The sequence below is a fragment of the Mycobacterium sp. 236(2023) genome (assembly GCF_029623955.1).
Lineage (GTDB): Bacteria > Actinomycetota > Actinomycetes > Mycobacteriales > Mycobacteriaceae > Mycobacterium.
This window is the reverse complement of the sequence record NZ_JARSBP010000009.1, coordinates 31,786-51,711: the sequence shown is the minus strand read 5'-3', so window position 1 is coordinate 51,711 and position 19,926 is coordinate 31,786. Positions and strand designations below refer to the sequence as shown.

Sequence of the window (19,926 nt, the reverse complement as noted above, 5' to 3'; positions counted from 1 at the left end):
CGGAGGCGGCGATGTCAGAGTTTCAGCGGGCTGCGGATCCTGGTGCCGCCTGTGCGGTGAGCGATGCGGCCCGCGCGCCTGCACGACGTGTCAGGTAGTCGATCTGGAGATGGATCGAATACAGCACCAGTGGCGGCAACACGATGAACGGGATGTTCTCGCCGATGAATTTGAACCCGAGACCGAAGGCGCCCTGACCGATGTTGCTGAAGCCGGCGCCGACCTCGGCCAGGAAGTAGACCGCGGTGCTGCTCATCAGAATCGCGCACCCGGCGAAGGTGATCCACAGGCAGCGGATGCGCGACTCGTCCGGCAGTCCGGTCTTGACCAGTCGGGTCCACATGACGAAGACGGTGGCCCCGGTCAGCACACCGACGATCTCCAGCGCGAAGATCCACGGATTGCCGCTGACGTAGCGGGTGTCGGCAAGGCCGTACTGCCACCACAACCATTTCCAGCCGGGATCGGTCGTCGGCGCCCACAGGCCGAGTGGATGGCCGACGAGAAACATCAGTTCATAGCCGATCTGGCTGCCTGCCGTGTAGGGCAGGTAGAAGAGCGTGAGCTCGGCCGCCTTGTCGAGCCGGGTTCGCCTCTCTCCCGGTGCATTCCACAAGATGACGAAGGGCAGCAGCATCACAGGGATGCCGAAGATCAAGTTGACGACCACATCGGTCGTGAAGGTCGGCGCGATGAATCCGATGCTGACCCCGACCGTCACCAACAGGAACATGCCGAAGGTGAAGATGCCGGTCCAGGTGTAGATCTTCAGGCGGTGCGGTGCCCACGGCTGGGCAAAGTTCGTTTCGTGTTCGTTCGGCGTCGTCACGTCGCCATCCTCTGTCCGCGCTGTATCAACTACTTGTGATTGACGGTCGGAGCATATACCCGGGCGGGTCGTGGAGCGGACAGTTCCCGCAGTGCGGTCAGAAACAGTTCGTCCATGTGCGGGCTCAACTCCGACAAGCTCGATCCGCTGCGGTGGCACGCTGATCCGAAGACGCGTTGCAACGTGTCCGACTCGGCGGCTGTGCCGATGGACAGGCACAGGCACGCCACACCGTCGGCGCGCAGTTCATCGAGGGACCGCCGGGCATCGGCTTCCGCGTACCGGCCTTCGTAACCGTCGTCGTACGGATAACCGTCGGACAGGACGAGCAGTAGCCGGTGGGGTGTCCCCGCGTCCCGCTTGAGAAGTTCGCCCGCGCCGCGAATGCCCGTCCCGAGCCTCGTGTATCCCGACGGCCGGAGGTGTTCGAGGCGGCTGCGGGCTGCGACACCGAAACGTTGGCCGAAGGTCTTGACGGCAAGCAGGTGTACCGACCTGCGGCCCTGAGAGCGGAACCCGTACACCGCCACCCGGTCACCGAGTTCCTCGAGCGTCGCGGCGATCGTGGCGGCGGCGCGGCGCTGATGGTCGTGGACCGTGGCGCCCTCCGAATCGCCGTCGGTGGCCGAGCCCGAAACATCGACCAGGACGAGCACTCCGAGGTGACGTGCGCGATTGCGGCGTTCCGTATGAATGTGCTCCGGTGCTGCATGACCGGATCGCAGATCGACGGAAAGCTGGATCAGCGCCTCGATGTCGAGGTCGTCACCGTCGGCGCGGGCACGCAACACGGTGGGCCCGAGGCCGACCCGCGACAGTCGTCGCCGCAGGACGTCGTCGCGCAGAACACCGCTGTCGGTGCCACCGACGGCGGCGGTGACGGGAAAGTCGATGACCCGGCACCAATCCGGCCGGTACCGGTGGGTGAAGGCGTTCCACTCCGGGTGGAGGGCGCCGCCGACGTCGACCGCGGCACCTGGCCTGTCGCCGTCGGTGAAGCGGATCGGCGTCGGTAGGGGTCGTGCGCTCATGCTTGCCGCGGGCGTTCGCCTCATCGCGCCGGGCGTCAACTCGCCGCCGGCGGTGTCGTTTCCCGAAGACCGGGAGCTTCCGAGAATCTTGCGCAGGAAGTCGGCCGTGGCCTTGGCTCCGACGGGTACCTCGAACAATCTGAGGATTCTGCTCCCGGTTTCCGGAGTGTCGGCCTCGTCGTCGAGGTCGTCGTTGAGGTCGGACATCTCGCCGTCATCCAGGTTCACGTAGAGGTCCCTGCCGGTCGGCGCCGACACCCGGGTGGGCGGCGACGACATCAGCTGGGCGGGCCTGACGGTGCCGAACCATGTCGGTGGCTCGGCGATCCTCGTTCGGCCCAAGGCGACTGCGATGGACTCCTCGGCGTTCCCGGTATCCGGCGCGCCATCGGGACAGATCTCGGCAGCCAAGGCAATTCGGATCGCGAGACCGGCCAGCACGCGGTGACCCTCGAGCGCGAGGTAGCGACGAGCCGCCGAAGGCCGGCCCCGCAGCCGGCTCGCGAACCGTCGATCGAGACTGCCCGATCCCAGCAACGCACTCTGCACCAGCACCTCGCGGCGCTGGTGATCGGCGGACCCGCCCCGCGAGACAAAGACTGCCCGGCCATTCGTGTACGCGGGTTGCCCGGCGGCCGCCTCGATCACGTCGACGGGCCTGCCCGCGACGAAGGAGGCCAGGAACCGAAACCGTTCGGCGCCTGCAGGTTCCGCGGTCACGGGGCGGGCAGGACCGCGTCGACCAGTTCACCGAGCGCGCGGATCACCCCGGGATCGTCGGAGAGCACCTCGACGACGGCCGACTGGACCGCGGCGCGAAGACCGAGGCCTTCGGCGGCCAGACCACCCGCGAGGATCAGCATGCGGGTGGAGGCGACCTCGTTGAGCGCGGTGCTGTCGAGATTGCGGATAGCCGCACCGAGCGTGACCAAGGAGCGCGCGGTCTCCGGATCGATGCGGGCTTCGTGGGCGACGATGTCGGTCTCGATGTCGTCGGTCGGAAAGTCGAGGCCGATGGCGACGAACCGCTGCCGTGTCGACTCCTTGAGGTTTTTCAGGATGCTCTGGTACCCGGGGTTGTACGAGATCACCAATTGAAACCCCTGCGCCGCAGGCAATGTCCTACCCAGCCGATCGATGGGCAGCTCGCGCCGGTGGTCGGCGAGCGGGTGGATGACGACGGTGGTGTCCTGCCGGGCCTCGACGATCTCGTCGAGGTAGCAGATCGCCCCGTCGCGTACCGCTCTGGTCAACGGTCCGTCGACCCAGACCGTCTCGCCGCCCTTGAGAAGGAAGCGTCCCACCAGGTCCGCCGACGTCATGTCCTCGTGCCCGGCGACAGTGACCAGATCCCGACCGAGTCGATGCGCCATCGCCTCGACGAAGCGGGTCTTCCCGCAGCCTGTGGGTCCCTTGAGCATGACCGGAGCCCCGCGCCGGGCCGCTGCGCAGAACACTTCGACCTCGTCGCCGACCGCGCGGTAGAAGGGGACGGGCATTGCGCCGGCTGCCGGCTCAAAGTTACTGACGGTCATCACCGTTCGCGCCCTGGATGGGAACGACGGTCGGCATCGTCGCGCCGTCCGGCAGTACGAGCTCACCGTCGTGGTTGATGAAACCCGAGTGCTTCGTCGGGAGCGGCAGGTCAGGATTCGGGCACGGTCGATCGGTCCCTTCACCGCAGATGCCCGGGTTGAAATACGAGCGCTTCTGCACATCTTCGGGCCACGGATCGCCGTGCATTCCGAGCCACGTCGCGGGGACGTTGTAGAACAGGAAGAAGCAGGCGCTCACGCCGCCGAAGATCGCCAGGAAGCGGACGAACTGTTGTTTGGCGAATCCGCCGCGCACACGATCCAATCCCCGTTCGACGACGGTCCTTCCGCGGTCGTCGGTGAAGAAGCGCAGGCAGCACAACGCCGCTTGGACCCCGCCCCACATGAGTCCCTCGTACACGGGCCACTGGTAGTAGGTGCCGGCGTTGAACGACAACGACTGAATGGCCCCGGGGTAGGAGTAGAACCCGATCGGCAGCATGATCAGGGCTTCCATCACGAAGTCGAAGACGAAGGCGATCGCATAGGTGATGAGAATCAGCCGCAGATTGCTGATCGCGGGCCACCGGTTCTTGATCTTGCGCATGACCCAGCAGCCGACGATGGTCAGCAGCAGCACGCCGTACATGTAGCCGGGGATGTTGGTCAGCAGCGGCTCGGGCACCGTGTGGCCCGGCTCTTCGTGGGCCACCCAGCCGGGGATGTGCGGAGCCCACGAGCCCCGGTTCCACAGCCAGGCGTTGTACGTGCACCAGGTGCTGTAGTAGTTCAGCATCGGATCCTGGAACATCATCAGGCCCATGGATACGAGCAGCATGCCGTCGAGGGTGATGCGCCGCTCGCGTACCCAGGGCCGAATGATGAAGAACCACAACGCCGCTGGCAGCCCGATCCAGAGCACGACGGCGTTGGCCATCAACGGGATCTTCATGTACATCGGCGGGTCGGTGGGCCCACCGTTCACGGGCTCGAAGAACGGGCCGGTGATCCAGCGGATGAACACGTAGAGCGTGTACGCCAGGAAGATGGCGCCGACGGTCGCCCAGATCGTGACGGCGTTCGACGATGACGGCCGATGGTTGCCGAGCTCAGTGCTCCCGCGCAGTGATTCTGTGACGGCAGGCTTCTTCGACAGTTCACTCACTCGATATCCCCTCGACGATCGGCGAACCAGGCGACCTGGCGGTTGCGAATATACCCACTGGTATCTGAGTGTCCAATAGGTATCTCAGATCCTGTGGAAGAATGCCGTCATGGTGGAGCGCTGGACCCGGGAGCGACGTCTTGAGCAGACGCGTTCGGTGCTGCTGGATGCCGCCGAAGAAGTGTTCGCCGAAAAAGGTTTCACTCCAGCGACTCTCGATGACATCGCGAGGACGGCCGGCTACACCAAAGGCGCGATCTACAAACACTTCACCACGAAGGAAGACCTCTTCCTCGCTGTCAGCGACCGGTACTGGCGGCGGTATTTCGACAATTTCGCCGAGGTGATGTCGAGTGCGAATCGGGTCGGGGCCCACGAACTCGACGAGATCGCCGAGCGCTGGCGTCAGCTGAGTGTCGACCGCGGCGCCGAGCACGCGGCGCTGGGCCTGGAGTTCACCCTCTACCTCCTTCGCAACCCCGAGGCGCGCGACCGGGTCGCGGCCAAGCGGGCCGAGGTGGTCGATCAACTGGCCAAGTTCATCGTCGACGGGATGGAAAAGCTCGGCGCGAGCCTGATGATCCCGCCGCTGGCATTCGCCCAGGCGCTGGTGGCGACCAGTGACTCCGTGGTGCTGGGAAGCGCGCTCGACGACGTCGACCTCTACCGGCCGATCGTCGAGATGTACACGTCGGTCATCAAGCTCCCCGACTGAACCAGCTCGCACGCGAGCAGACACAAAATCGCGCGTTTGCAACCCTTTTCGTGTGAGTTTGTGTCTGCTCGCCAAAGAAAAATACACTCTTGTATGTGAAATACGCGTGTGTATAGTTGTGTCAGGCGTCACGAGACGACACACAGGAGTCAGCGCAGTCATGACAACGACACAGCCCGTACGGCCGGGGGAGTGGTTCGACACCGGATTGGGTCTGGACGACATCGACCTCACCCAGTACCGGATGGACATCACCACCGACCGATACACCGATCCCGAGTACGTCCAGCGTGAACACGACGGCATCTGGCTGCGGACGTGGCAGGTCGCCGGACGAGCATCGGAATTGCCCGACTCGGGCGACTGGATGGAATACCGCCTACTCGACCAGTCCTTCATCCTGGTCCGGGGAAAGGACGGCGAGGTTCGCGGATTCGTCAATGCCTGCCGGCACCGCGGTAACAAGCTGTGCGTCGGTAGGGGAAATGCCAAGCGCGGCTTGCTCTGTCAGTACCACTTGTGGTCCTACGACCTCGAAGGCCGCCTCAAGGGGGTGTTGCGGGAGAAAGAGAACGTCCTGACGGCCCTCGACAAGGAAGGTCTGGGCCTCTTCCCGGTCTCGGTCGAGTGCTTCGGCGGCTTCATCTTCGTCAACCCCGACCCGGATGCCGCGCCACTCGCGGAGTTCCTGGGCCAGGATGTCGTCGACCTCCTCAGCCCGTATCGCCTCGAAGAGATGGACACGGTCCTCGACGTGCGGGAGGCGTTGGACTGCAACTGGAAAGTGGTGATGGACGCCTTCGAGGAGGGTTACCACATCTCCGGAATCCATCCGCAGCTGCTGCAGGTGATCATGATCGATCCGAGCACCACGCGGTACAAGTTCTTCGACAAGCACAGCGTCTCGTGTGCACCGTTCGAGGTGGCGGGAAAGGCGTACGGTCTCGAGGAGCAGCTCGAAGGCATCATGAGCCTGCCGGAGACGTTCCCGTCGGTGACGGCCGTACTGCCCAGATTTCAGGAACTTGTCGCTGAATACCGCGACAGCACAGGTGAACTGATCCTTCCGGACGGCGTAACTCCGAGGACGCTGTTGCAGCGCGCGACCCGCGAGACCCTGACCGGCATGGGGTTCGACGTCAGCTCGCTGACCGACGCGCAGATGAGCGACAACCACGGCTGGGTGCTGTTCCCGAACTTCTTCATGACCGTGCGGGCCGGCGAGGCGACGGTCATCTTGGCCCAACCGCACGAGAGCGGTGATCCCAACAAGTGCTACTGGCACATCATCAGCGTGATGTGGCTGCCCGACGAATACAAAGAGGCACTGAGGGCACCACGCATCGACGTCACCGAGCCCGGGGATTACAAGTACTTCACCGCGCTGCAACAGGATTACGAGCAGATGCCGCGGCAGCAACTCGGATTGCGCAACCGGCAGCTCGACCACATGTCGCTGGTCAAAGAGGAAGTGGTGATCGCCCACTACCACTCCGTCGTCGACCGCTACCTCGCCGCGGCCCAGGGCGCCACCCCGTGACCCTCCACGAGATCCTGGAACGCCACAGCGGGAATGCCGCAACTGTCCTGCAGTACGCGATCACCACCAAGCAGATCGTCGACAGCGCCAAGGCGCCGGGCTTCTCCGTCGAGAGCTGGAACCCGTTGCGCGACCTGATCGCCACCGACGACTTCGTCCGCGTGGGCAACTTCAAGGAAGTCATGGACTGGGCCGAGTATGCGGCCTTCTTGACCAATTGGGCGCCGAATGCCGACTGGGACTGCACGTTCAAACGGGTGACCGAGAAGGGTGGTGTCGTGTTCCTCGAACTCGAGGAGCGCAGCTCCGTCGGTGACTTCCACAGCGTGGTGAACTCGCTGTCGGTGTACGAATTCACCGAGGAGGGCAAGGTACGCCGTATCGACGTCTACCTCCAGATGGCGCTGCCGTCGGCCGACGTACTCAAAGGATATGAAGGCGTTGACATCTCGCAGAGCTAGTCGGCGGGCTCCACGTTGGCGAGGACCATTTCGAGGAAGGGTCGACTCAAGTCGACCCCGTCGATGTCGCTGCCCAGCGTGACGCCTTCGTTTACGGCGATGAGGACGCGGGCGAGGGTGTCGACCGGAACCCGCATCCGGCCACCGATCTTGTCGACGTGGCTGGTGATGTACTCGGCCAGTGAGTCTGCAGTCTGCCTGCGCTGTTCGGCGACGCGGGCGCGGGCCTCGGGATTGCGCACCAGAAACAGGGTGAATTCGTATCCCAACGCGGCTCGATCGGGATTTCCGATCGTCAGCTCGCGCCACCGCTCGGCGAGTTGGTCGACGTCCATCTCGTCGAGGGACTGGAACGATTCGACGATGTCGGTGAAGCCGTCGAGGAAGCGTTGTAGTTGGCGTTCCATGACGGCGAGGAACAGCTCCTCCTTGGTGCCGAAATGCGAATAGATCGCGCCGCGGGTGTAGCCCGCCGCGTCGGCGATGACCTCCAGTGCCGCCGCTCCGAAGCCCTGCCGTGCGACCACTTCTTCCGCGGCGTCGAGCAGCAGCGAGCGGGTGTGTTCGACCCTTCGCTGCCGCGTCCATCGCTCCGCCATCTGGCCATTCTCCCAACAACGCCCGGTGACCGGTGCTCCACCCCGTTCAAAATATATTCATTCTTGTATCTCAAATGCACAGCTGTATATTCAAGCTAGCAGACATCTTCGATTCAGGCCCGTGCCTCTGCTGAAAGGAACTGATACGCAATGGATCTGGTTGAGCGAATCGCCAAGCATCGCCGGATGGCCGAAAGCTACCGCGACAAGTACGTGCTCCAGAAGGTGCAGGAGGGGGAGAGCTACGACGAGTGGGAGTTCGCCGACGACGCCGTCTACACCTCGCCGTACTTCGTCGCCGAGCAGGAACTGGTACTCAAAGACGTCGCGACCCACTGGGACACCGCGGCCACGATCGAGGCGAAGGCGTACGGCGTGACGTTTCCCGACTGGAAGCCCGTCGACTTCAAGGTGTGGCCCGCCGAGAACGGTTTCGTCCAGCGGTACCGCTGGGAGGGAACCAACGTCAACACCGGCGAGACAATGGGCTTCTACTCGATCAGCTTCGTCGAGACCAACGACGACTGCCAGATCGTGCACTGGTCCACCTACGTCAACGACGAGGAGTACGGCCCGTTCCTGGAGGCCGCGATCGGCGCGCGGGGGCCCTTCCACGGCGACGGCTACATGCAGGCGCTGTCACGGCATTTCGAGAAGCACAGCATCACCCTCTGAGGTAGCTGCACTGCAACAGAATTGAGGAGAGGACCATGCCGGGTCGGGTGGAGGGCAAGGTTGCCTTCGTCACGGGCGCCGCACGAGGCCAGGGGAGAAGCCACGCGCTCAAGCTCGCCGAAGAAGGCGCGGACATCATCGCGATCGATGTCTGCAAGAACATCGACCACGTTCAGCTTGAGATGGCCGCACCGGGCGACCTGCTCGAAACCAAGGAGCGTGTCGAAGCGCTGGGCCGGCGCATCGTCGCCGACGAGGTCGACGTGCGCGACTTCGACGCGATGAAGGCGCTCGTCGACCGCGGTGTGGCCGAACTGGGACGGCTGGACATCATCCTGGCCAATGCGGGCATCGGCAACGGCGGGCAGACCGTCGAGACACTCGACGAGGCCGTGTGGCAGACCATGATGGACATCAACCTCACCGGTGTGTGGAAGACGGTGAAGGCGGGCATCCCGCACATCGTCGCCGGCGGACGCGGCGGATCCATTGTGCTGACGAGCTCGGTGGCCGGAATGAAGGCCTATCCCATGATGAGCCAATATGTTTCGGCCAAACACGGTGTCGTCGGGCTCATGCGGTCGTGCGCGGTGGAACTCGCGCCGCACATGATCCGGGTCAACAGCGTCCACCCGACGCACGTCAACTCGCCGATGGTGATGAACGACGAGACTTTTCGGCTCTTCCGTCCCGATCTGGAGAACCCGGGTCCCGACGACATCGCGCCGATCTGCCAGATGTTCCACAGCATGCCGCGGCCCTGGGTCGAGGTCGAGGACATCACCAACGCCGTCATGTTCTTCGCGTCGGACGATTCGCGCTACGTTACGGGGGTGTCGATGCCGATCGACCTGGGCAGCTGCCTGAAATGAGGCTGACGCCGCTGCCCGCCGACCAGTGGGACGACGACGTGGTCCGCGCGCTGTCAGTGATGATGCCGCCGGAGCGCGCGCAGCCCGACACCGTCGGCAACATGCTGGCCACGTTCGCCCGCCATCCGCGGCTGACGAAGGCGTACCTGACGTTCAACATGCACCTGCTGATGACGACGACGTTGTCGAAGCGAATCACCGAGACGATCGTGCTGCGCACGGCGATGTGCCGAGGCTCGCGCTATCTATGGGATCACCATGTACCGCTGGCGAAACGGGCGGGACTGTCCGACGACGAGCTGGACGGCATCAAGAATGGCACGGCGGTCGATGGGCTCGACGCCAGCGTTCTTGCCGCGGTGGACGAACTCCACCGCGAAGCGGTGATCGGAGACGAGACCTGGAGTGCGCTCAGTGCGTATCTGAGCGAGCAGCAGCTGATGGACCTCGTCTTCACGGCCGGCGGCTACGGGGCACTCGCGATGGCGATCGAGACGTTCGGGATCGAGGGCGAGGACGCTTAACGTGCAGCTACCGCAATGGATTTCGTTTCGGTGTAGCTGTCGATGCCTTCCGGTCCGAGCTCACGGCCGTACCCGCTCGCTTTCACCCCACCGAACGGCGCGAACGGATCCATCGGATAGCCCTGGTTGACTCCGAGCGTCCCAGTGCGAATCGCGGCGGCAACCTCCAGTCCGCGTTCGTCGTCGGCGGTGAAGACCGATCCCGCCAGCCCATAGTCGGAGTCGTTGGCGATCCGGATCGCTTCGGCGGTGTTGGAATAGGGGATGACGGTCAGCACCGGACCGAAGATCTCCTCCCGTGCGATGGTCATCGAGTTGTCGGCGCCGTCGAACAAGGTGGGCTTGACGAACCAACCGCGATCGATGCCGTCGGGCATGCCGGGGCCGCCGAGCACCACCCGGGCGCCGTCGCGGACCCCCTGTTCGAGGTAACCGGTGACGCGCTGCTGCTGGCGCTGCGAGACGAGCGGTCCGACCTGGGTCGCGCTGTCGGTCGGATCGCCGACGATGAGCGCGCTCATCTCGGCGGCCAGCGCATCGGTGAACTCCGCGGCACGCGACTGCGGGACCAGGATGCGCGTCAGCGCATTGCAGATCTGCCCGCTGTTGGACAGGCTCGCCGAGCGCACTCCGGACGCAACGACATTCGGGTCGGCGTCGTCGAGCACGATGGCGGCGGACTTGCCGCCGAGCTCCAGGCTCACCCGCTTCAGGTCTGCTGCGCACGCCGTCGCAACGGCCTTGCCTGCGGCACTCGACCCGGTGAACGACACCTTGTCCACGCCGGGGTGGCGCACCAGGTACTCGCCGAGAGCGCCGTCGCCGGGCAGGACGCTGACCACGCCGGGTGGCAGGCCCGCCTCGGCGATGATCTCCGCGAGCAGGATTGCGTCGAGGGGGGATTCGGCAGCGGGTTTGAGCGCCACGGCACATCCGGCCAGCAGCGCCGGGATCAACTTCGTGGTGATCAGGAACTGCGGCATGTTCCACGGCACGATGGCGGCCACGACGCCGACAGGCTCCCGCAGCACGCGGATGTCGGCGCCGTAGCGCCCCGGTCTGTCCTCGCTCCACCGGTAGTTCTCCGCCAGATCGCAGAACGCCGTCATCATCGTCCACGGCAGTGCCACTTGCGCGCGCTGGGCAAAACTGATGGGGGCGCCGATCTCGGCGGTGATGAGGTCGGCCATGTCGGCGCGCCGTTCCCCGTAGATCTCGGCCAGCCGGCGGATTGCCGCGATGCGTTCGGCGGCGCGGGCGCGCGGCCACGGTCCATCGTCGAATGCGTTGCGCGCGGCGGCGACGGCGCGGTCCACGTCGGCAGGTGAGGCTGCCGCCACGGAGGCCACCGTCGTCGCGGTGTGCGGCGAGACGACGTCGATGCGCCCCTCGGTGCTCGGTGTCTGCCAGCTACCCCCGATGAACAGCTCGTCGTGACGCACCCGCGCGTTCCCCTCGATAGGCCTCAATGAATATCAACTACTTGCGATTGATTGATCAACCATATACCGTCGGCAATGTCGTCTCCTGCGAAATGGCGAAAAGGCAGCTGCGCCTGTGTGTTTGCCTGCGAGACTGGTCTGGTCGCTTCGCATGCGGGCGGCGCAGCAGTGATAGCAGCCCCGAGGTGGCAGAGGAGATACGTGATGGCCCGATTTCCCAAGCCGGCAGAAGGCAGCTGGACCGAGCACTACCCACAGCTGGGAACCGGACCGGTGTCCTACGAGGACTCGGTCGACCCGCAGTTCTACGAGATCGAGCGCAAGGCGGTGTTCAAGCGCGCCTGGCTCAATGTCGGCCGCGTCGAACAGATTCCACGCAAAGGTAGTTACTTCACCAAGGAAATGAAGGTCGTCAACACGTCGATCATCGTGGTCCGCACCGGCAACGGTGACGTGAAGGCCTATCACAACATCTGCCGCCACCGCGGTAACAAACTCGTCTGGAACGACATGCCGCTGGAGGAGACCAGCGGGGTGTGCCGGCAGTTCACCTGCAAGTACCACGCATGGCGCTACGACCTCGACGGCAACCTGACCTTCGTGCAGCAGGAAGGCGAGTTCTTCGACCTCGACAAGAGCCGGTACGGGCTGGTGCCCGTGCACTGTGAGGTGTGGGAGGGCTTCATCTTCGTCAACTTCGCCAAAGACGAACCGGAGCAGTCGCTGCGCGACTTCCTCGGACCGATGATCACCGATCTCGAGGGCTATCCGTTCGACAAGATGACATCGCGGTTCCACTACCGGTCCGAGGTCAAGGCCAACTGGAAGCTCTACATGGACGCGTTCCAGGAGTTCTACCACGCGCCGGTATTGCACGCGAACCAGTCGCCGACGGCGTACTCGAAGGCCGCGGCCGAAGCGGGATTCGAGGCGCCGCACTACCGCATCGAAGGACCGCACCGGTTGGTCAGCACGTCGGGCATCCGGGCCTGGGAAATGGCCGACGAGATGCGCAAGCCCATCGAAGACATCTGCCAGAGTGGGCTTTTCGGCCCGTGGGACAAACCGGACCTCGGTGAGATGCCACCCGGCTTGAACCCGGCGAAATGCGATCCCTGGGGCCTGGACTCGTTCCAGCTGTTCCCCAACTTCGTCATCCTCTTCTGGGGACAGGGCTGGTACCTGACGTATCACTACTGGCCGACGTCGGTCAACACGCACCTGTTCGAAGGCACCGTGTACTTCCCGCAACCGCGCACGCCGCGTGAGCGGATCGCCCAGGAACTCGCGGCGGTCTCGTTCAAGGAATACGGGTTGCAGGACGCCAACACCCTTGAGGCCACGCAGTCGATGGTCGAGTCCCGGGTCCTCGACGATTTCGTCCTCTGCGACCAGGAAGTGCTGATCCGGCATCTGCACACCGAGACAGCCGCATGGGTCGACGATTACCGGCGCAAGACGGCAGGGGTGTGAGCATGGATGTCGACACGTCGGTTGCCAAGCTGCCGCCGGAATTCGCCGACCTCGAGCAGTTCTCCGACTGGTGCCTGGGTTCAGAACCCGAGCGCTACGCCAAACGGCTGGGCAGCACGATGCCGGAACTGCAGGCCTTCTACGACGCCGTCACCGCGCGTGCCGAAGAAGCAATTGCCTACTGCGACAAGTTCTCTCTGGATGAGCTGCCCGACGATGTGCTGAACCTGATGCACATGCTCTACTCGATGATCCAGGCGTCCTTCCCCGTTGAATGCTGGAAGCAACCCAAGGTGCCCGACACCGGCGCCACGTCGCTGGACTGCGACGTCGAACCGATCCCATGACCACGACCGTCGTCAAGGCCGCCCGCTGGGTGGACGTCGAGGCCGGTGAGATCCGCGCCCCTGCAGTGCTGGTGATCGAGGGCAACCGGATCCAGGCGGTCAACCCGCCCGCCGAACCGGCGGATGCGACGGTCATCGATCTGGGTGATGTGACGCTGTTGCCCGGGCTGATGGACATGGAGCTCAACCTGCTCATCGGAGGGCCCGGCGGTCCGGAGGGCCTGCCCAGCCCGATGCACGGCGTGCAGGACGACCCCGCGTACCGGACGCTGCGCGGGGCGGTGAACGCGCGGACGACCTTGGACGCCGGGTTCACGACCGTCCGCAATCTGGGCCTGATGGTCAAGACCGGTGGTTACCTGCTCGACGTCGCGCTGCAGCGCGCCATCGAGCAGGGGTGGCATGCCGGGCCGCGGATCTATCCCGCAGGGCACGCCGTCACCCCGTATGGCGGACATCTCGATCCGACGGTGTTCCAGCGGCTCGCGCCGGGGATCATGCCGCTCTCGGTCGCCGAGGGCATCGCCAACGGTGTCGACGACGTCCGTACCTGCGTGCGGTACCAGATCCGGCACGGCGCCAAGCTGATCAAGGTCTCCGCGTCCGGTGGCGTCATGTCGCACAGCACGGCGCCGGGGGCGCAGCAGTACTCGGACGAGGAGTTCGCCGCGATCGCCGACGAGGCGCACCGGGCCGGTGTCCGTGTCGCCGCACATGCGGTGGGGGACAGCGCGATTCGCGCCTGCATCCGGGCCGGGATCGATTGCATCGAGCACGGATTCCTCGCCAGCGACGACACGATCCAGATGATGGTCGACCACGGGACCTTCCTGGTCTCGACGACCTACCTCACCGAGGCGATGGCCATCGACCGGATCGCGCCTGAGCTGCGCAAGAAGGCCGAAGTGGTGTTTCCGCAGGCGCAGGCCATGCTGCCGAAAGCCATCGCGGCGGGTGTGCGCATTGCCTGCGGCACAGACGCTCCCGCGGTCCCGCACGGACAGAACGCGAAAGAGTTGTGCGCTCTGGTCGCCCGCGGGATGACCCCGATGCAGGCGCTGCGCGCGGCGACGATCACCAGCGCCGAGCTCATCGAAGCCGACGACGAACTCGGGCGGCTCGCCCCCGGCTACCTGGCCGACGTCATCGCGGTGGACGGCGATCCGTCTCGTGATATCGCGGCCACACTGGACGTGCGTTTCGTGATGAAGGACGGCGTGGTCCATAAAGGGGGCCAGACGGCTAGCGTCTAGGCATGGAGGCGCACGACATGGCGGGTATTGAGCTCACCGACAACATCCTCTGGCTGCTTAAACAGGCCTTCTATTTTTCGCTGACCAGCGTGAACGAGGCTGTCAGTGAGCATGGCGTGAGCACCGCCCAGATCGGTGTCCTGCGGCAGCTGTCCAACGAGCCGGGCCTGTCGGGTGCCGAACTGGCCCGGCGGCTGTTGATCACCCCCCAGGGTGTCCAGTTGGCGTTGACCGCGCTCGAGAAGCGAGGGCTGGTGGAGCGCAAGCAGAATCCGGCGCACGGCCGGATCTTGCAGGCATTTCTCACCGATCAGGGTCGTAAGGTCGCCGCCGCCGTCGTGCACGACGCTATCGAAGCGCACGACAAGGTGTTCGGGGTGCTGTCCAAGGCCGAGCAGAAGACCCTGCGGGAGTTGCTCGGTCGCGTCGTCGAGCAGGGGACCGGGCACGAACTCTTCGCCGACCATGTCGACCCCTAGTCGACCCGCAGCTGCCGGAATTGCATTCCGGCAGGCCCTCTCTCGCTCAAAGTTCTGCGGGAACGCAGTTCCGGCGGGTAGAGGCTTGAGTTGAATGACAAGTACTTGATACTCTTCGGGGGATGGCCGACGAACTCACCGTGGACGGATTCGCGCCCCTGCGCATCAAGCGCGTGGTGCGCGAGACCTCCGATGCCGTGTCGCTGGTGTTGGACGTGCCCGAACACTGTTCGCAGCACTTCCGCTACAAGGCCGGCCAATTTCTGACCGTGCGGGTCAGCGTCGACGGACGCGACCTGCGGCGGTGCTACTCCATGTCGTCCGCGCCCGTCGAAGACGAGCTGCGGATCACGATCAAGCGGGACCCCGGCGGGGTGGTCTCGAACTGGATCAACGACACCGCGGCCGAGGGGGACGAGCTGCACGCCGCCCCGCCCGAGGGAAGATTCGTTCTGCCCGAAGATGTTTCGGAGTTCGAACCGCTCGTCGCCTTCGCCGGCGGTAGTGGGATCACGCCGATCATGTCGCTGGTGCGCACGGTCCTCGCCGATTCCGCGAGGCCGGTCAAGTTGTTCTATGCCAACCGCGGACGCGATTCGGTCATCTTCTCCGGACCGCTCGCGCAACTCATCGAGGAGTACGCGGACCGTCTGGTCGTCGAGCACCACTACGACGAGGACGGTGGCGTCGTGGCGGCATCGGCCATCACGGCGTTCGCCGCCTCGGCCGAAGCCGGCCACTACTACGTGTGCGGACCCGCCCCCTTTATGGACACCGTCGAGACCGCACTGCTCGGGGTCGGTGTGTCGAAGCAGCGACTGCACCTCGAACGCTTCACGGTCGCCGAGGTGCCGCCCGGCGTCACCGATGACGCTGAGGAGACCTGCGATGAGATCGTCATCGAACTCGACCGGCAGAAGGTCACTGCCGCCTACCGGCAGGGTGACACATTGCTTCAGACCGCGCGGCAGAAGGGCCTGAGGGCGCCGGCTTCCTGCGAAACCGGTTCCTGCGGAACGTGTATGGCGAGAGTCGTCGAGGGTAGCGCGCGAATGCGCATCAACGATGCGCTGGATGAGGACGAGGTCGAGGAAGGTTGGGTGCTGACGTGCCAGTCACTGCCCACCAGTCGGAAGGTGCACGTGGTTTATGAGTAAGCGCGTAGCAGTGGTGACGGGCGGAGCCTCCGGCATGGGCGAGTCGACCTGCCACGAACTCGGCAGGCGGGGGCACAGGGTCGCCGTGCTCGATGTGAACGGCGATGCGGCGCAACGCGTTGCCGAGGAGTTGCGTGCGGCGGGGGTCACCGCGCTCGGGGTCGCCGCCGACGTCACCGACCGGGCCGCCGTCGAGGAAGCGTTCGCCAAGGTGCGGACCGAACTCGGGCCGGTGCACATCCTCGTGACGAGCGCCGGCCTGGTCGGCTGGGCACCCTTTGTGGAGATCTCGCCCGAGTCGTGGCAGCGCATGGTCGACGTGAACCTCACCGGTACGTTCCATTGCGCTCAGGTCGCGCTGCCGGACATGCTGGATGCGGGGTGGGGACGCATCGTGATGATCTCGTCGTCGAGCGCCCAGCGGGGCTCGCCGGGGATGGCGCACTACGCCGCATCCAAGGGTGCTCTGATCTCGCTGACGCGATCGCTTGCCCGGGAGTACGGACCAAACCGCATCACGGTCAACAACATTCCGCCGTCGGGTATCGAGACGCCGATGCAGCACCAATCGCAGGCCGCGGGACACCTGCCGCCCAACGAACAGATGGCGGCCAGCATTCCGGTCGGCCATCTGGGTACAGGCGAGGACATCGCCGCCGCCGTCGGCTTCCTGTGCTCGGACGAGGCCGCTTTCATCACCGGTCAGACCCTGGGCGTCAACGGTGGCTCGGTGATGTGATGACAGTCGGGCGCGAGAACGAACAGGGAGGCACATATGGCTAAGTGGCCCAAGCCCGCCGAGGGCAGCTGGACGGAACACTATCCGGAGCTCGGCACCGGTCCGGTGTCGTTCCGCGACTCGATCTCGCCGGAATTCTACGAACTCGAGCGTGAGGCGGTCTTCAAACGGGCCTGGCTCAACGTCGCACGGGTTGAAGAGCTTCCGCGTGTCGGGAGTTACCTGACCAAGGACATCGACGCCGCCAGAACGTCGGTGATCGTGGTGAAGGGCAAGGATCAGCAGATCCGTGCGTTCTACAACGTGTGCCGCCACCGCGGGAACAAGTTGGTGTGGAACGACTTTCCCAGCGAGGAGGTCAAGGGCGCGTGCCGTCAGTTCACGTGCAAGTACCACGGTTGGCGTTACGACCTCAAGGGTGACCTGACGTTCGTGCAGCAACCCGGCGAGTTCTTCGATCTCGACACGGCCAAGTACGGCCTCAAGCCCGTCCAGTGTGACGTCTGGAACGGCTTCATCTTCATCAACTTCGACCCCGAACCGCGGCAGACGCTGCGTGACTTCCTGGGGCCGATGATCACCGCGCTGGACGACTACCCGTTCGAGATGATGACCGAGCGTTACGATTTCGTCGCCCATAACAACAGCAACTGGAAGATCTTCGCCGACGCGTTCCAGGAGTACTACCACGTGCCGTCGCTGCATTCGCAGCAGGTGCCGACCGAGGTGCGCCAGCCCAATGCGACCTTCGAATGCGGGCATTTTCAGATCGACGGGCCCCACCGTCTCGTGTCGACGGCGGGCACCCGCCGCTGGCTGCTCGCCCCCGAGTTCATGTATCCGGTTGAAAGGGCCACGCGCAGTGGGCTGGTGGGCCCGTGGCGGACCCCCGAAACCCATCAGTCGGCCGGCCTGAACCCTGGCAACATCGAGCCGTGGGGAATCACGAACTTCCAGATCTTCCCGAACCTGGAGATCCTGATCTATCACGGGTGGTACCTGCTGTACCGCTACTGGCCGACGTCGCACAACACGCACAAGTTCGAGGCGTACAACGCGTTTCACCCGGCCCGCACCGTCCGCGAACGCGTCGAGCACGAGGTCGCGTCCGTCGTCCTCAAGGAGTTCGCGCTGCAGGACGCCGGCATGCTCGGCGGCACCCAGGCCGCACTCGAATACGATGTCGTCGACGACTACCCGCTCAACGACCAGGAGATCCTGGTCCGGCACCTGCACCATGTCGCCGTCGACTGGGTCGAACGGTACAAGGCCGAGCGCTCCCCGGTGGGGGTGTGACTGTGCCCCGTCTCCCCGAACCCTTCGCCGAGTTCGAATCGTTCGCCGACAAGTGGTGCCTGGCCACGGAACCCGAGCGCTGGGAAGCCCGGTTGAGCACCCCGATGCCCGAGATCCATGCGTTCTACGACGCGTTCACGCCGCGGTTCGAGGAAGCGATCGACTACTGCGACAAGTTCCCCCTCGACGAGCTACCCGAGGACGTACTGAACCTGCTGCACCTCGTCTACTCCATGATCATGGTCTCGATGGCTGTCGAGGTCTTCGGTACCCAGAAACCCGCCGACTCCGCCGACGCCGTCATCGACCGCGTCAGCGCGCCGGTGCCCTAGGAGATCGGAATCCCATGTCCCTGTTGACGATCAACAAGCTGACGCCGTCGGTCGGCGCCGAAGTGCTCGGTGTCGACCCCGATCGCCTGGCGACCGATGACTCGCTGAGCGCTGCCGTGCTGGATGCGCTGGAAGCCAACGGAGTGCTCGTCTTTCCCGGCCTCGGCCTGGACCCGGAGGCGCAGGTCGCGTTCAGCCGCCGCTTGGGGGCGGTCGATCACTCGTCGGACGGACACCATCCGGTCGCCGGTATCTATCCGATCACGCTGGACAAGTCGAAGAACAAGTCGGCCGCCTACCTGAAGGCGACGTTCGACTGGCACATCGACGGCTGCACACCGACCGGTGACGAGTGCCCCCAGAAAGCCACGGTGCTGTCGGCTGTTCAGGTGGCCGAGCGCGGTGGTGAGACGGAGTTCGCCAACTCCTACGCCGCCTACGACGCGTTCAGCGACGAGGAGAAGGAACGCTTCTCGACGTTGCGCGTCGTGCACTCGCTGGAGGCCTCGCAGAGCCGGGTCAACCCGAACCCCACGCCGGAGGAGCTCGCCCGCTGGCGCGCGCGACCCACCCATGAGCACCCGCTGGTGTGGACGCACCGCAGTGGCCGTAAGTCGCTGGTGCTTGGGATCTCGGCGCACTACGTCGTCGGCATGGACCGCGACGAAGGCCAGGCGCTGCTGGCCGAACTGCTGGACCGGGCCACCCAGCCCGACCTCGTGTACAGCCACAAATGGTCGGTCGGCGACACCGTCATCTGGGACAACAACGGCGTGCTGCACCGGGCCGCGCCCTACGACCCCGATTCACAGCGGGAGATGCTGCGCACGACGGTGCTCGGCGACGAGCCGATTCAATAGTGACGCCGCGACTGGAACCGCTGCCCGCCGAGGACTGGGACGACACGGTTCGAGACGCGGTGAGCCCACTGCTGCCCCCGCAGCGAGCCAACCCGGGCGATGCCGGCAACGTCCTCGGCACCCTGGCTCGTCATCCCGCGCTGACGCGGGCATACCTGACGTTCAATGCGCACCTCCTCGTCTCCTCGACACTGTCGGCGCGGGTACGTGAAGTGGCGCTGCTACGCGCGGTGCACGTGCGTCCGTGTGGCTACCTGTGGGAACACCACATTCCGCTGGCGCAGCGCGCCGGGCTGACCCTCGCCGAGATCGACAGCATCCGGGCGGGGGAGCCGACCGACGACGTCGATGCGCTCGTCGTGCGCGCCGTCGACGAGATGGACGGGTCGAACACGCTCAGCGACACGACATGGGCGGCACTGCGCGGGCACTTCGACGAGCGCCAGGTGATGGACCTGATCTTCACGATCGGCTGCTACCAGCTGCTGGGGACCGCGGTGAACGTGTTCGGGGTCGAACCGGAAGAGCCCTGATCCGCGTTCTCGTTGACGGGGCGGTGCCGGTGTGAAAATCTGATACGCAATAATGAGAATCGCGTTCTC

22 protein-coding genes are annotated in these 19,926 nt (G+C 64.9%); 16 read left to right on the top strand and 6 right to left on the bottom strand.

The annotated features are described in order from the left end of the window. Positions 1 to 22: 22 nt before the first annotated feature. From P9A17_RS28310 to P9A17_RS28295, 4 genes are read right to left on the bottom strand one after another with little or no spacing between them, the layout of a single operon-like run. Positions 23 to 829, bottom strand: coding sequence for an emopamil-binding protein (locus P9A17_RS28310; RefSeq protein WP_278042098.1), 807 nt, complete (start codon positions 827 to 829; stop codon positions 23 to 25). Positions 830 to 858: 29 nt separating this feature from the next. After that, positions 859 to 2,580: a VWA domain-containing protein gene (locus P9A17_RS28305; protein ID WP_278042097.1), complete on the bottom strand. Its 1,722-nt coding sequence runs from the start codon at positions 2,578 to 2,580 to the stop codon at positions 859 to 861. After that, the gene (locus P9A17_RS28300) at positions 2,577 to 3,359 is read right to left on the bottom strand and encodes a CbbQ/NirQ/NorQ/GpvN family protein (RefSeq protein WP_278042096.1); all 783 of its coding nucleotides are present in this window, start codon (positions 3,357 to 3,359) and stop codon (positions 2,577 to 2,579) included. Before P9A17_RS28300 ends, P9A17_RS28305 begins: the two co-directional genes overlap by 4 nt. 22 nt (positions 3,360 to 3,381) lie before the next feature. After that, positions 3,382 to 4,560 carry a spirocyclase AveC family protein gene (locus P9A17_RS28295; protein ID WP_278042095.1) on the bottom strand — a complete coding sequence of 393 codons (1,179 nt, stop codon included), beginning with the start codon at positions 4,558 to 4,560 and terminating at the stop codon, positions 3,382 to 3,384. Positions 4,561 to 4,669: 109 nt separating this feature from the next. Between P9A17_RS28295 and P9A17_RS28290 the strand changes: the two genes are divergently transcribed. The 3 genes from P9A17_RS28290 to P9A17_RS28280 all read left to right on the top strand — a co-directional run bounded on the left by P9A17_RS28290 (position 4,670) and on the right by P9A17_RS28280 (position 7,276). Then, positions 4,670 to 5,275, top strand: coding sequence for a TetR/AcrR family transcriptional regulator (locus P9A17_RS28290; protein WP_278042094.1), 606 nt, complete (start codon positions 4,670 to 4,672; stop codon positions 5,273 to 5,275). Between the two features lie 160 nt (positions 5,276 to 5,435). Further along, the gene (locus tag P9A17_RS28285; RefSeq protein ID WP_278042093.1) at positions 5,436 to 6,815 is read left to right on the top strand and encodes an aromatic ring-hydroxylating dioxygenase subunit alpha; all 1,380 of its coding nucleotides are present in this window, start codon (positions 5,436 to 5,438) and stop codon (positions 6,813 to 6,815) included. Beyond that, positions 6,812 to 7,276: a hypothetical protein gene (locus tag P9A17_RS28280; RefSeq protein ID WP_278042092.1), complete on the top strand. Its 465-nt coding sequence runs from the start codon at positions 6,812 to 6,814 to the stop codon at positions 7,274 to 7,276. Before P9A17_RS28285 ends, P9A17_RS28280 begins: the two co-directional genes overlap by 4 nt. Here P9A17_RS28280 and P9A17_RS28275 read toward each other — a convergent pair. Further along, positions 7,273 to 7,875, bottom strand: coding sequence for a TetR/AcrR family transcriptional regulator (locus P9A17_RS28275; protein WP_278042091.1), 603 nt, complete (start codon positions 7,873 to 7,875; stop codon positions 7,273 to 7,275). The genes P9A17_RS28280 and P9A17_RS28275 overlap by 4 nt on opposite strands. A 150-nt stretch (positions 7,876 to 8,025) precedes the next feature. Here P9A17_RS28275 and P9A17_RS28270 point away from each other — a divergent pair, with 150 nt between their 5' ends. From P9A17_RS28270 to P9A17_RS28260, 3 genes are read left to right on the top strand one after another with little or no spacing between them, the layout of a single operon-like run. Continuing rightward, positions 8,026 to 8,550, top strand: a complete 525-nt coding sequence (locus P9A17_RS28270; RefSeq protein WP_278042090.1) for a hypothetical protein — start codon at positions 8,026 to 8,028, stop codon at positions 8,548 to 8,550. 35 nt (positions 8,551 to 8,585) lie between these two features. After that, positions 8,586 to 9,422, top strand: a complete 837-nt coding sequence (locus tag P9A17_RS28265; RefSeq protein WP_278042089.1) for a mycofactocin-coupled SDR family oxidoreductase — start codon at positions 8,586 to 8,588, stop codon at positions 9,420 to 9,422. After that, positions 9,419 to 9,946, top strand: a complete 528-nt coding sequence (locus tag P9A17_RS28260) for a carboxymuconolactone decarboxylase family protein (RefSeq protein ID WP_278042088.1) — start codon at positions 9,419 to 9,421, stop codon at positions 9,944 to 9,946. The genes P9A17_RS28265 and P9A17_RS28260 overlap by 4 nt, the downstream gene beginning before the upstream one ends. Here P9A17_RS28260 and P9A17_RS28255 read toward each other — a convergent pair. Continuing rightward, positions 9,943 to 11,388 (bottom strand): aldehyde dehydrogenase, encoded by a 1,446-nt coding sequence (locus P9A17_RS28255; protein ID WP_278042087.1) that lies wholly within the window; start codon positions 11,386 to 11,388, stop codon positions 9,943 to 9,945. The genes P9A17_RS28260 and P9A17_RS28255 overlap by 4 nt on opposite strands. A gap of 204 nt (positions 11,389 to 11,592) precedes the next feature. On the opposite strand from P9A17_RS28255, the gene P9A17_RS28250 reads away from it, so the two are divergent. The 10 genes from P9A17_RS28250 to P9A17_RS28205 all read left to right on the top strand — a co-directional run bounded on the left by P9A17_RS28250 (position 11,593) and on the right by P9A17_RS28205 (position 19,857). After that, positions 11,593 to 12,861, top strand: a complete 1,269-nt coding sequence (locus P9A17_RS28250) for an aromatic ring-hydroxylating dioxygenase subunit alpha (protein WP_278042086.1) — start codon at positions 11,593 to 11,595, stop codon at positions 12,859 to 12,861. A gap of 2 nt (positions 12,862 to 12,863) precedes the next feature. Next, positions 12,864 to 13,208, top strand: a complete 345-nt coding sequence (locus P9A17_RS28245) for a hypothetical protein (RefSeq protein ID WP_278042085.1) — start codon at positions 12,864 to 12,866, stop codon at positions 13,206 to 13,208. Next, the gene (locus P9A17_RS28240) at positions 13,205 to 14,461 is read left to right on the top strand and encodes an amidohydrolase family protein (RefSeq protein WP_278042084.1); all 1,257 of its coding nucleotides are present in this window, start codon (positions 13,205 to 13,207) and stop codon (positions 14,459 to 14,461) included. Before P9A17_RS28245 ends, P9A17_RS28240 begins: the two co-directional genes overlap by 4 nt. A gap of 26 nt (positions 14,462 to 14,487) precedes the next feature. Next, positions 14,488 to 14,940, top strand: coding sequence for a MarR family transcriptional regulator (locus tag P9A17_RS28235; RefSeq protein WP_278042271.1), 453 nt, complete (start codon positions 14,488 to 14,490; stop codon positions 14,938 to 14,940). Positions 14,941 to 15,062: 122 nt separating this feature from the next. Then, on the top strand, positions 15,063 to 16,097 hold the full coding sequence (locus P9A17_RS28230) for a ferredoxin--NADP reductase (RefSeq protein ID WP_278042083.1): 1,035 nt from the start codon (positions 15,063 to 15,065) through the stop codon (positions 16,095 to 16,097). Next, positions 16,090 to 16,836: an SDR family NAD(P)-dependent oxidoreductase gene (locus tag P9A17_RS28225; protein ID WP_278042082.1), complete on the top strand. Its 747-nt coding sequence runs from the start codon at positions 16,090 to 16,092 to the stop codon at positions 16,834 to 16,836. The genes P9A17_RS28230 and P9A17_RS28225 overlap by 8 nt, the downstream gene beginning before the upstream one ends. 36 nt (positions 16,837 to 16,872) lie before the next feature. Next, complete coding sequence (locus P9A17_RS28220; RefSeq protein ID WP_278042081.1) at positions 16,873 to 18,132, top strand: aromatic ring-hydroxylating dioxygenase subunit alpha; 1,260 nt, start codon at positions 16,873 to 16,875, stop codon at positions 18,130 to 18,132. Next, entirely contained in the window at positions 18,129 to 18,464 is a 336-nt protein-coding gene (locus tag P9A17_RS28215) for a hypothetical protein (RefSeq protein WP_278042080.1), read from the top strand. Before P9A17_RS28220 ends, P9A17_RS28215 begins: the two co-directional genes overlap by 4 nt. Positions 18,465 to 18,478: 14 nt before the next feature. Next, positions 18,479 to 19,324 (top strand): TauD/TfdA family dioxygenase, encoded by an 846-nt coding sequence (locus tag P9A17_RS28210; protein ID WP_278042079.1) that lies wholly within the window; start codon positions 18,479 to 18,481, stop codon positions 19,322 to 19,324. Further along, a complete protein-coding gene (locus P9A17_RS28205) occupies positions 19,321 to 19,857 on the top strand; it encodes a carboxymuconolactone decarboxylase family protein (RefSeq protein ID WP_278042270.1) in 537 nt (178 codons plus the stop codon). The genes P9A17_RS28210 and P9A17_RS28205 overlap by 4 nt, the downstream gene beginning before the upstream one ends. Positions 19,858 to 19,926 lie beyond the last annotated feature (69 nt).